This is a genomic window from Pseudoalteromonas sp. APC 3691 (assembly GCF_030408135.1).
Lineage (GTDB): Bacteria > Pseudomonadota > Gammaproteobacteria > Enterobacterales > Alteromonadaceae > Pseudoalteromonas.
This window is the reverse complement of the sequence record NZ_JASDCB010000001.1, coordinates 172546-185029: the sequence shown is the minus strand read 5'-3', so window position 1 is coordinate 185029 and position 12484 is coordinate 172546. Positions and strand designations below refer to the sequence as shown.

The following is a 12484-nucleotide window of genomic DNA, read 5'->3' as shown; positions in this document are numbered from 1 at the left end:
CTGCTCCACTCGCAACGTTAATATTAAATAAGACCGATATTTAAACAGCTCAAATCTATTCTTTTTTCACACTTAGCTTGTATATCAAAAGGCACAACCCAGAGCTTTAATGCACCACCTTCATAATTAAAGCTATGCGGGAATGCACTGCTAAACACGTCTGTTTTAGGGTAAATAAGGACTAAATTACCTTTACCATTTAAGTAAGTATGACCGTAACCAAGCATCTGATAAAAATCGGCCTGAGAAAGCCCAAACTTGTCTTTTCGTTTAGAGTTTTGCTCGTTTATTAACTTCCATTTTGTATCAAGCACAATGTCATGATTTTTATCAGTATCACCTTTGCGTGAAATATATAAATCCGGTTTTAGTAAAAAATAAGGTGTATTGCCATAATCAACTAAAGACTTAGTACTCACCTGAGCAGATACCTCACCTAAACCTGTAATATGCTTTTTTAAATACTGAGCAACAAAGCTTTCAAAAACCGCCTCCATAGGAAACAACAATGAAAATGCATTACTTTTTCCTTGCAACGTTAACGGAGAGAATCCATCAATAATTAGCTTTGTCCATGCTAGAGGGGCTTCGTAATACTTCATTCCTCTATCTAGCTTAATGCTGGCAAAGTCATTTTTTACATTATTACTTAGTGGTATGTCTGCAAAAGCAAATAACAGCTCTTGCAGTAGTTTTTGGTTATTAGCACTGCGGCTATAGCCTTTCACCTTTACAAGTGCAGTGTGTATTAATCGATTAACCGGCCTATCTTGTAAATACTCTTCGTACTCAACATAAAACTTATGTTTATTAATAAAGTTATGCTTAACCTGCTTACCTACCAAAAGCTTACCTTTTAAAAAGGCAACGTTATCTTCTTTTAGTAGGTAGTCACTTTTAAGCCCGCGCTTTATTAAAGTATTTACAGAGGCTAAAAACTGGCTAATAAAAACCTCTAGCAGAGGTATTTTATTTTCAGCTAAATTGGCGTTATTAGTTTGTAAGTGCCTAAACTGCTTGAGTGATTTTAGCATCATGAGTAATGACGCGCGCGAGGCACTGTCATCACTATTTTTAGCTACTTTAGGCAATACTTCTATTTGGGTTCCATCGGGAGTGAAAATCACACCAGCATAGTTTTTAACTTGCAATACTTCACAATTATCAACTTGCTTTAAGCGCATAAATCGACTTTCTGAGTCATCACATAAACATAATTTTTTTAAATAATTATATGCTTCTCCAGAAATAGGTTTTATCTGGGGCGATGCTTGTACTTTGTCACTTTTATCATCACCATTACCCAAATACCCAAACTCAAAAACAGTAGTTTGCTTTTTAACTTCCGACATTACTGATCACTCGAAGATGGAGCTTCACCTGCATCATCATTAGTGTTCGCAAGGCTTTTAAGCAATGTATCGTCATAAATAGCTTGATAAGCTTTCGGACTATTCCATACTGAATATTGAGCGTTAAAATCAGCTAAGGTGTATGTGGTTTTCGTGTCTTCGTAGGTTTCTAAACCATGATTTTCACCAAAAATTTCATTATATTTTTCGCTCTTCGATTCCACAAAAATATATTGTTTTAATTCACTTTTTTCTTTTCGGTTATCACCTAAAACTAAGCGAATTTTATTCCAGTCTTCAAAAAAGTACTCTTCAAGTAGCGGGATGATTTTATTTTTAAAGGTGTTTTTAAGTTCACTAAAGGCTTTTTCTTCAGCATTATCGTCACTATTTAAAGCATTTAAAACGGGGATTAAAAAAGCATGCCCTAATGTATGCTCTCTGTCGTATAGCACTTCGATCCGCTTATTCATTGTTTTAAGTAGCTGCTCTAGGTGAATCCCCTTAACCACTTTGTCTTTAAACAACTCAGGCTGTGGCATCATTTCTATAAAATCAAAACGACGTCGCAATGCAGTATCCATCATCGCTAACGACCTATCAGCCGTATTCATAGTACCAATAATATAAAGGTTATCAGGAACACTAAACCGTGATCCTGAATATGGTAATGTAGCAAACAACGCTTCTTTATTATTTCCTGAGCGTTTAGATGGTTCGATTAATGTAATTAACTCACCAAATATTTTTGAAATATTACCTCTGTTAATCTCATCAATAATAAGAACGTAATTGGAAGGGTTAGTTTGTATTTTAGTTGTAGAAACCTCAACATCATTTTCTAGTAAATGACTAATAGTATTAGAAACATTTAATCTACTTAATGGGTAAAATGTAGGTAAATTAAATTGTTTGTTATCGTTTAGCACTTTAAAATCAACAGAAAAGTCTTTAGCTAACCATTTAATAGGAAGCTGATGGCAAAAATCATCTCTTGTTGGTAATCCCTTAGGGTTATATAAATACTCTCCTGTAATTACACCAATTGCTTCAACAGACGAGTTGCTGTTGATGCATAAAACAAGGTCACCAGGTTTTGCCTCTTGTGAAAAATAACGTAATGAATTTTGATTGTTTTTACCTTGTGATTTATAGTAATCATTTCTATTACCGCCAGCTAAGTCTCCAGTGTGCTTCCAGCCAATCGCCCCTATATTATTTTTTAAGCAGTGTGATTTGGCTGGATTTTCGTGAGTCCCTTCAATTGACAACTTCCAAACTCGCCCATCACGGTTAATTTCACTGTCTTCACTTACAAAAGGCTCCGAAGCTTTATCACTTAGTGACTTGAATATGCCACTTTCTGTAACATAAGTTAAATCACCAGACTCAGTTTCCCTTGCTTTAACTCCCTCAACAAACTCTTCATACCCGTAGCTTTGGTGAAATGTTACAAATCGAACTCTACCTTCATCACATAGTTGTTTATATAGCTCAGTTAATTGTGATCTTTGAAGCTCTGTAGCACCTAAATTCTCATCAATTTTAATTTCTGCATATTTAGAAGGTTCTGCAGCTTTAACAGCAGCTTGAACGGTGTGATAGGTTTTACCTGTTCCTGGTGGACCATATAATATTTGATTTAGGGGGGATGCAGATATCTCAAATTCACTGCTATCATTTATAATGAACTGTTCAGTAGTATCTTGTTCTGTAGTTTCTTCATCTTGAGAGTAATCTATAGGGTTTCTTTGACCCCCATTCATTTCACTATTTAATTGCTCTTTTATATTGTCTAAAAATGGGGAAAGTTTTTCTATTGAAGTTAGCTCTATCCTTTTTTTTTCTTTAAAAAACTTACTATTAAGAGATACTCTTACAGCATCGGAAAAAAAACTTACCGTAATACGAGGTATACCTTGTTTTAAACTTAAATCTTTTACACCAAACCTAAAATAACGTTTTTTTTCTTTGGTATTATGCGTTGTATAGCAATCACACTGTGGGAAATACTGACGAATTAAACTATAAACCTCAGTAAACAGTCTTTGTTGCTTACTGCTTCGAGATTCTAAAAACACCGTATTTCTTTCATCCATATAAGTAATTAAAAACTCTTCAAATTCCATTTTTTATCCTTTTATTTTGCGTGAGTTGTACAAAAAAACACCTTTGTAAATAAATAGCGATGCATGTAATACATCGCTATTTTTATAATTTACATTCTACAAGGTGCTCTCAGACGATTAATTATAACGTTTCAAATTCTTGCTTAATTTTTTCACCAGTCATGCGCCATTTATGGAAGTTATCACGCTGCTCGGTACGCCCAGCTAAGTTATTTTCAAGCTCAGCTACGCCTTTTTCAAGTTCAATAAATGACTGGAAAAACTTTGAAACAAACTCATCACCATTTACTAGCTCTAAAAGCTCTGTACGCTGATTATTAAAGTTATTAACCATCTCTTTTACTGCAGCTTGGAATTTTTCTTCTTTTTGTACTTGTTTGTAACTATCCCATGCTTCAAAAGCAATACCCACTGCAGCAAACACACCATTCATAGCATTAGCAGCTTTAACTGCGCCCCAAGGCTTAAATTTAAGTAGATTAGATAAATCCATACCGACCAAACCAGCAATACTTTTTATTCCATCTCTAGCTGCAATAACAGACGTATTGTTAATAACATTACTTTTTACAAGTAAATCCACACCTTGCTTACCGTACCCAAGCACAGCATCATTAAAATGGTTTACCTCTTGTGTAAAGCTTGACGCCATACTTTTTACTTCCAAATTGGCAGAGCGTAAATAGCGGTCAAACTCACTTTGTAATCTTGATGAAATAACAACTCCACCATCACCTACTTCTCGTTGAAAAAACTGATTAAATGTCTCTAAGTCAGTACCTTGAACTTGCAAAATCAAGTCTGAGAAGTAGCTAGTGACAAAATCACGTAACCCTACACGAGAATCCGAAATTAAACTTTGAGTTTTAGTTAGTTTTGTTTTCATTGTATCTACAACATCAAGCATTTTATCAACCTCTTGGCCTAGCTTTTTGTCGTTCTCAATAGCAAGCGGTAACTCTTCGTTTAGCACATCTCTCACAATGCTATTTTTAGCTTCAACAACAATACTTTCAACACCACCATTACTGGCTACTTTTTCATTTGTAGCGGCTTGCAGCGACTCAATGTGAGATAGCTGTTTAAACTTTTCAAGATTATCAAGCCAATACTCGGTCCCCATATCAAAAGGATTAGCAGCAACAGCAACAACAGATAAACTATAAGCTTCATCTTGCTCAAGGTTTATTAAATCTTTTAAACGGTTAACCACATTTTCTTTTTTTACATTTAAGTTTTCATTGTATTCATTTATATCTTCAACATCGGCCACTTCATCAAAGCGGCTAAGTACAAATACTGTTCTCGGTAATATATTAAGCGTTCTAAATAACCAATGTAAATCTTCTTGATGGCTGTCTTTAATAGGGTTAGTCGAATTCATCACATATAAAACTAAATGCGCTTCACTCACGTATTTTTTGGTAATGTCTTTGTATTTTTCTATTGCAGAACTGTCTGCATTTATTTTTTCTTTAAAACCAAAAAGCCCAGGAGTATCAATTAGCTGAAGCCCATTACTAACATTGTAAACCGATACGGCATCAGACGATTCTTGTTGGCTAATATTCATTGTTGACTGATCTAAGCGCTCCATCCATGCTGCAGCAATTGATGTTTTACCTTCTGAAAAACCACCTATTAAAGCTATTTTTAAATTATCATCAGAGAGCGACTTAATAGCCGTATCTAATTTATTAACTAAAGATGAATCAATATTTATACCCAATCCTTCACCCTGCAATAAAAAAGCATGCAACTGGTTTAATATACTAAGTGTGCTCTCTTTTTGAGTATTAAACGTTTTTAATGTTGCTTCCATTATAGTTCCTTGTCTAACTGTCTTGATGTTTTATGAAGTTTTTCAATTGAAATTGAAAGTATCTTATTAATTAATGCAGTGTGTTCGATTGGAGTTTTTAAAGATAACTTTATGGTATCAATATTTTCTTCAAGCTCTTTAAACGCTTCGTCTATATTTGTTTTTGCCGTGTTTTCAAGCTCACGGGCAATTTTGTATATATTGTCATCCGTTGCTTTTTTCTGCTGAGACATTTTATAGCTAGAACTAAAAAAGCTGCCTATTGATTTCGCAAATGAAATTACTACTCCTACAGCTCCTATAGCAAGCGCAGCTATGCCAACACCAGATAAGGCTAGTGCAACCGCACCAACAACTGACCCAATTATTCCAGCTACGTTAAACCCTTTATCAATATCTACAGATATACTAAAATCGCTTGCAATTGTATTGGTTTCAAAAGACGAATAAGCATCTAATAACTCACCTGCATGCTTTTGAAAACGCTCTACAATGCCATTAACCTCTTTATCAAACTCATTAAGTTGAATATTAATTGCCTCTGGCAAGCTTTCATCAAACTGACTTTGTGCTCGACTAATTTCTCTTTTAAGTTCATATTTAAAGTCATCGTTGCTTATATCATCTTCAATTTCAGAATAAACCGATTTACGCACTGATGATTTAAAGGTGTTGATACTGGTACCAACTGAAGTGAGTAACCTACTTTTTAAGCTACTTAAAGCAATATCTAATTGTTCTGAAGCAGAACCTATTTCTTCTTTTAATTTGGTGTGTAATGGTTCAAATTTTTCATCACGTAAGGCCGTTATACTGCTATTTGCACTCTTTAAAACTTGGTTTGCTTTGTTAAAGTTGGCTTTGATAATTTTAACTTTATAGTCTTTTATTAAATCGCTAACTAAAAACTGCTTTAAGTCAGTAAATCCGCAGTAATCCAATAAATGCTGTTCGGTATTATCCTTCATAAACTTTTCTTTACGTTTATGATCCGCCGAGCCAGCGACTAAGCAGTTTGCAGCAGCAAGGTAACCCACTAAACCACATACGCTTTTAGTACCTTGATAGTTTTCGCCCAATTGCTCCGTCATTTTAGTGTCAAGCTCAGCTAAACTAGCTAACTCGCTTTCGCTAACAAGTTGACTTTTCTGCAGCTGCAAAGGGTTAGTAATACGCTTATTGTAAATACTATAAACTTCGGTTTGGTCGCCCAAGTGCTCTTTTATTTTCTCTAAGGTACCTTTGTTTTTATCATCACCTGTTTGTGGTGCAGCCGCTTTAGACGTTACATAAAACACAGCATGCGCTTTGTGTACTGCGCTCCAAATACTTTCCCCAACTTTTTCTTCTTTACCTTCAATACCTGGAACATCTAAAACCGTAAACGTACTTTCATCACCTTGCATTGAGTAGGATTGGCTATCTAAAGTGTAATCTGAGCGGCCATCGCCAATAATGGCACCGTCAGCATAAGGCACTAATTTTTCTAGCTCGCCCTGCATATGCTCTAATTTCAAACACGCAGCGTTGTAGCGTTCATCATTTTCAGACACTTCGTTTTCTGCTTGGGCAACGTTCTCATCAAGTATTAACTTTGTAGTTTCAAACTGCTCTTGTTTAGTAACTATTTGTGCCTCTTCAGGTAGTTTGCTGAAAAAGTGCCAAATTTTTTGGAAAATATTAAACGCTGCAAGCTTAGACTCGATTGTTTTATTAAGCGTAGCTAGTTCGTTTTTAAGGCTGCTAAGCTGTTCATTACTTTTGTCTTTAACGCTGTTCAGGCTTTGCTCAAGTACAACTTTATTATCTTTAAGCGCAGCGATTTCTTGGTTAATTTTTTCAAACGACGCGCTGTCGATATTTAATGTGGTAGCAAGTTCTTTAAACTTATTTTGTGAGGAAACTTTTTGAGGTTCAGCTAACAAAATGCGCAGCGTTTCAATAATAGTCGATTTACCAGCATTTGTTTCTCCATAAAATGCAACTGTAAACGTATCCCACTCGGAGTTAGCTTTTAGCTTATCTAACTCGCCCGCTATATTAGCATCCAACTCATTAAGTAAATTGCGGCTAAATGTGGCTATTTCCTTATCTGTAGTTTCAACTTCTGATGCTTCAATGGTGTTAATCAAATCCTTAATTACACTTTGCAGCTCTACGTATATTAAATCCGGTTTTATATCTTTAAAAATCACAAAAACTCCCTATTTTATTTTTATATCTACGTATTTAGCATTAACCTCACTAAAGCATATTAATCCATTTAATACAAAATAATGTATTTTAAAACTTTAATTTATAACGTTACTTAATTTTAATTCAGCAAATATTTTCAGAATGCTCCATAGCTGCTTCCTTGCAAAGCGGGCGTTTAGTCCAAGTTGCATAAAAAGTACTAAAGTGCAGTACTGGGTGAGACAGCTCTCATAGTTTATTAGTCAACACCATCTATTGTTAGCGCCTTCCAACCCCATGTTGATCGCGTTTTATTAAAGTTTAAAATAGCTTTACCTCTAACAGTTCGCCCATCTTGAATATTAAATTTATCAACAAGGTTTCGGTCAATAAATATATCTGTATCAGTAAAGCCAAGCTCATTTGAAATTCGCACAGCCTCACTAAATGGTTTAAAAATTTTTAAGCTAGGAGCTTCACTAGTACTGGAATTTCTACAGAGTAATATTTAATGCCATACTTAGTTTTACTTTTAGATAACTTGACCGAAATTGAATCCCCCACCTCATACTTTTGTGACAACCTAGAAAAAGGAATAACAGTGTCTACATCCCTATCAAATATCACGTGTATTAATTTTTTATCTTCATTAACATTATCAACAACACCAACAACTAAAGAAAAAACATCCCAATGGGAACCACCTCTTTCTTCAAATTGAAATGCAGTAAAGTGATTCGTTGTTGGATCTAACTCGCCTTTAAACTGTAAAGGCGTACCTTCACTAAATTTATTAAAAGGAAATCTGCGCTCTGGTAGAGTTATCTCTGTTGGAAATTGGTTGGCGGAATTATAAAGGTATATTTTTCTTCTTTTTTTATTAGGTTTATCAGGTAACGAAAATGCCCCACCGAGGTTTGCTTTTATCCACGGCAAGTTTTGGAAAAGTACTTCTTCAGCTTGGCTCGCAAACTTTTTATATAAGTCATCATTATTTTTGGTGGCTACAACGTCATCAAACCAGGGTTGATTCAAAAACTCATTAACTTTTTCAGGTATGGCCCATCCCTCTTTATTTCTGCTTTCAACAACTGAGTTCACTTCATATTTAGCAGCAGAAAAATCTCCCTTTTCGGTTAATAAACGCGCCAGCTTCAACCTTAAATTAGCAATAAATTTTTCTTCAGGATTGGATGATAAAGCACGGCAATAACAATTAAACGCCTTATTAATATCTAAGTTTATTTGTATATCACCTAATAACTCCCACACCCAATAGTCGCCAATCTTTTGTTTGGCCACATTCACAGCAAGCTCAAAGCTACTTTGATAATCACCTAATAGATTTAATGCTCTAGCTTTATTTAATTCTAACCAGATTTTCTCTTCTGATGTCTCTAAAACTCTATCAATCAGAGGCAACATCTTAGATAACAAATCAAGTTCACTCTGTTCAATAGCTTGTTTACTCGCATGTTGTATAACTTTAGCCGCTAAACTCGGATATACCTTACCTGTGTTTATATCGTAATATTCCTCAAAGTCCTCATCACGAAGGTTCTCTATACCCCATACTTTAATAAAGCCCACTAAACTAAAGTTATTTTCCTTGGTTAATTTATCAGCAACGCCTAGTACTAAAGAGTGTAACAACGAAGGTTTTTCACAATTAAGTTTTAAATAATCATTAAGTAATTTTTTAACAGCAAATACATTAAGGTTTTCAGAGTTAAATTGAAGCTTAGCTAATCTATAAAGCTCCCAACCAATGTTCATCATTATTTCTTGGTTATCAGGCTGCTCATGAAGAACTTGCCTGTAGATGTTTATAGCTAGCTGATGTTGACCGTCTTTACTGGCTTTTTTGGCTTTTTGTAATTCTTTATTAGCTGGGTTTGATAAGTTATTAACAAAAGCAATTTGGTCATTTATCATTTTATCGCTTGGGTCAAACGAAAGATTATTTAGCTGAGTAAGATAAACATTTACCGCTTCAAAATTGTTGGCTTGTGATTCTCTTTTTACTAAATCAATCAAACACCACCCTAAAGCTTTAACGTTCCATTCATCGTTTGGTAAAGATTGAACCAATTTAAATCCTATTTGATACGCCTCATCTAAATCGCCAGCTTTTCGTTTGGCAAATACATCTTTACTTGTGAATGATGCCGAGTTGTTTAAGGTGTTACTCCCATGATTAATGCTGGCCATCTTAATTCAACGCCTCTTCAATCAGGTTTTCAACTGTGTCTAAAAACTCTAGTGAGCTAGAAAGATTTTTCTGGCCCATAAATTTAGTAAATTGGCTTTTGCCATTGTAATAAATATCAACTACAGCAATCTCATTGAATTTTTGAAAACAATAACGCTGAGCAAAGCTTCTGGCTCTCACTTCAGGAATAGAAATATCATTAAGCGTAAATACTTCTGATAATTTTTCATGAAATTCCTTCAAAAACTCTTCAGGAAACTCTAACTGCGAAGGCTTGGTATCCGTATACCCACTTATCAATATCCCCTCTAAATGGTTAAGGCGTGCTTTTATTAACTCATCCAACGGGCTATCTTGATTAAATGCAATTGAGCTAATCTTTTGTCTTGAATTATAAACAATACGTGCAGTAGCATACTCTTCAGCAAGCTGAAATAAATACACTTCCTGATACTGGTTATGAGTTATATTTTGTATCTCTACATTTGTGCCAATCAAAGCACTTTTAACCTCTGCAAATAACCGCGCTAAAAACACATTACCTTCAGGTATAATAACGTTTGGTTCCAACTTTTCATCATTAATAACTAAGCTATTACCTTCAGCAGCATTACTTTTGCTAATTGATTCAGCTGTCTCTACTTTTACTTCAGTTGATTTTTGTGTTGGATTATAAGAGTTACCTCCTACTTTTGTAACACCACCCCAAGGCGTAACGTTAGGCGGGTCAATAACATAAAGCTGAGACGAGGTACGAGTTATTGCAGTGTAAAGCCAGCGAAAGTAGTCTGGGGTCAGTGTTTTAAGGTGAGAACTGCATTTCACAAATACATTTTGCCATTCACTACCTTGTGCTTTATGACACGTAATTGCGTAACCAAATTTAACTTTAAATGCGTTAAAGTAAGGGTCAGATAACAAAGCCATACGAAACTCATTGCGCTTAGCTTTTGTGCGTAAATCAGCATGGCGATTGCAAAAATCAACATATAACGCTTTGTACTCGTCCGAACTCAAGGCTGGCTCATCGCTATAAAGTAAGTTTTCTATAATTTTAGATCTAAAAAAGCTGGCGTTCCCATATTCATCCCTAAAACCAAGTTCAACATCCCTAAATTGCAGTTCGACACTAATGGTAATGGTTTCGCCGTCTTCTCCTTTTTTACGCAATACAACGTTTCGTATTTCAGGCGCAGACAAAACTTGCCTTACCATGCCAAATTCACCATTGGCAATGACCTTCTGATTTATATAATGATTGGCAACCGAAATAATTTTATCGCCTGAAACCACTTGCAGCTGAGATGGGAAAAAGTGTTCTCTCACCACCCTATTATATTGGCTTACTTGAGCATTAGAAGACGCAATTAAAATAGCGTTTTTAGTATTTGATATCTTATTGTTACAAACTTTCAAAAAGGTATTGAGCAAAACATCCGATGTTAGCGCCTGTACATCTAGGCTATTAACTTGAAACTCAAGTTTATTAAATAAGTTTGCGTGCATAGCTTCACGTAAAATTCGCGCATTATTCATTACGCCGCTTTCAGCTTTTTGCCTAACCACCTCAGACAATTCACACTCTTTTGATGCTAACTGGTATTTATCAAATAAATACCGCTTACTTAATGCAGGTGAAAAGCCCATACCTACTGGCGGCAACTGTGCATTATCACCAATAAATATGACTTTTTTCTGATGATCGTTATGATCAAGGTTAATGTAGTTAAGTAAATCTTTTAATAAATAACCTGAGCCAAAACGAAAGAACTCTGAATCAGAATAGGTATCAGACAACATCGATGATTCATCAATAATGTATACAGCCTCAGATGTACTCTGATTAACTTTTATTTCGGCATAGCACCGAAACGTTTCAGACTCTTCTATCCCCTCTAATTTATATTCTTTAACGTTTTCATAGTTATAAATAACACGGTGAATAGTGGACGCAGCTTGGCCTGTTTTATCACTAATTACCTTTGCTGCTTTGCCAGTAGGAGCCATCAATTCAAATTGTCGACCAATCGCATTCAGGTATTGCGTTAGTCCTTCAGTAATGAAGGTTTTACCTGTACCTGCATAACCTTTTAACAAAAAAACTGACTCATTACTTTTATTCGCTACAATATTGTTCACTCACTCTTTGAATACTTTTATCGTTAGCTTGAGATGATGAACTAATTAGGCCACAAATCATTTTGTCTTTGTTGTAATCCTTAGCAAGTTCTAATTGCTGTCTTAATCGATATTCTTTTAAATAACTGTCATTAATAATTTGAAGATAATTACGCATATCCTCGTTACTTAAGTAATCCCAATTATCTAAATAAATTTGGCTTACAGTATACATAACATGCTCTGTAAAATGTCCTGTAGCACGTGCTTTAGCTATGTATTCACGAGTTTCATCAGTTAAGCCATATAAATAAGCATTAAGAGCAGCTAAATCAGTCCATGTTTCAGACCAATTAGGCCTTGAAATCGTCGCCTCTAAGTAAATACTTTTTACATCTTGATAGTTTGAAACTGTTTCTACCCCAGCAATTACTCCCCAATGCATTATCCGTCCGTAGGTATGAACATAATGATTATGATCAGGGTGATAATAAAGTGCTTTTTTTATTAGACTATTCGCTTTTTTATAGCTAGTTTGCGTAAGTGAATTACGTTCATAATTCCACTCATCAATAAATGAATTGGCTTGAAAATAGTAAACATTAGCAACCCCCCACCGAAAAGCTATAACAATTAGGTATAAACATAGGAGTCCAATACTCATTTTTAAAACTGA

General features: G+C 35.0%; 8 protein-coding genes. All 8 read right to left on the bottom strand.

The features are described 5' to 3' along the window. Window positions 1-23 precede the first annotated feature (23 nt). The 8 genes from QL998_RS00740 to QL998_RS00705 all read right to left on the bottom strand — a co-directional run bounded on the left by QL998_RS00740 (window position 24) and on the right by QL998_RS00705 (window position 12472). The gene (locus QL998_RS00740; protein WP_182197671.1) at window positions 24-1352 is read right to left on the bottom strand and encodes an McrC family protein; all 1329 of its coding nucleotides are present in this window, start codon (window positions 1350-1352) and stop codon (window positions 24-26) included. After that, the gene (locus QL998_RS00735) at window positions 1352-3481 is read right to left on the bottom strand and encodes an AAA family ATPase (RefSeq protein ID WP_182197672.1); all 2130 of its coding nucleotides are present in this window, start codon (window positions 3479-3481) and stop codon (window positions 1352-1354) included. Before QL998_RS00735 ends, QL998_RS00740 begins: the two co-directional genes overlap by 1 nt. A gap of 121 nt (window positions 3482-3602) precedes the next feature. Further along, window positions 3603-5303, bottom strand: a complete 1701-nt coding sequence (locus QL998_RS00730; protein ID WP_182197674.1) for a LeoA/HP0731 family dynamin-like GTPase — start codon at window positions 5301-5303, stop codon at window positions 3603-3605. Beyond that, window positions 5303-7498: a hypothetical protein gene (locus tag QL998_RS00725; RefSeq protein WP_182197676.1), complete on the bottom strand. Its 2196-nt coding sequence runs from the start codon at window positions 7496-7498 to the stop codon at window positions 5303-5305. Before QL998_RS00725 ends, QL998_RS00730 begins: the two co-directional genes overlap by 1 nt. A gap of 239 nt (window positions 7499-7737) precedes the next feature. Next, entirely contained in the window at window positions 7738-7914 is a 177-nt protein-coding gene (locus QL998_RS00720) for a hypothetical protein (RefSeq protein WP_290191936.1), read from the bottom strand. Between the two features lie 26 nt (window positions 7915-7940). Then, window positions 7941-9689, bottom strand: coding sequence for a hypothetical protein (locus tag QL998_RS00715; RefSeq protein WP_290191935.1), 1749 nt, complete (start codon window positions 9687-9689; stop codon window positions 7941-7943). A 1-nt stretch (window position 9690) separates the two neighbouring features. Continuing rightward, the gene (locus QL998_RS00710) at window positions 9691-11829 is read right to left on the bottom strand and encodes an AAA family ATPase (protein WP_290191934.1); all 2139 of its coding nucleotides are present in this window, start codon (window positions 11827-11829) and stop codon (window positions 9691-9693) included. Next, window positions 11807-12472 (bottom strand): VpsP family polysaccharide biosynthesis protein, encoded by a 666-nt coding sequence (locus tag QL998_RS00705; RefSeq protein ID WP_290191933.1) that lies wholly within the window; start codon window positions 12470-12472, stop codon window positions 11807-11809. The genes QL998_RS00710 and QL998_RS00705 overlap by 23 nt, the downstream gene beginning before the upstream one ends. Between the last annotated feature and the right edge of the window lie 12 nt (window positions 12473-12484).

Excerpts from the sequence above, each read along its gene's own strand:
- QL998_RS00740 (WP_182197671.1), bottom strand. The coding sequence starts at position 1,352 with ATGTCGGAAGTTAAAAAGCAAACTACTGTTTTTGAGTTTGGGTATTTG.
- QL998_RS00735 (WP_182197672.1), bottom strand. The coding sequence starts at position 3,481 with ATGGAATTTGAAGAGTTTTTAATTACTTATATGGATGAAAGAAATACG.
- QL998_RS00730 (WP_182197674.1), bottom strand. The coding sequence starts at position 5,303 with ATGGAAGCAACATTAAAAACGTTTAATACTCAAAAAGAGAGCACACTT.
- QL998_RS00715 (WP_290191935.1), bottom strand. The coding sequence starts at position 9,689 with ATGGCCAGCATTAATCATGGGAGTAACACCTTAAACAACTCGGCATCA.
- QL998_RS00705 (WP_290191933.1), bottom strand. The coding sequence starts at position 12,472 with ATGAGTATTGGACTCCTATGTTTATACCTAATTGTTATAGCTTTTCGG.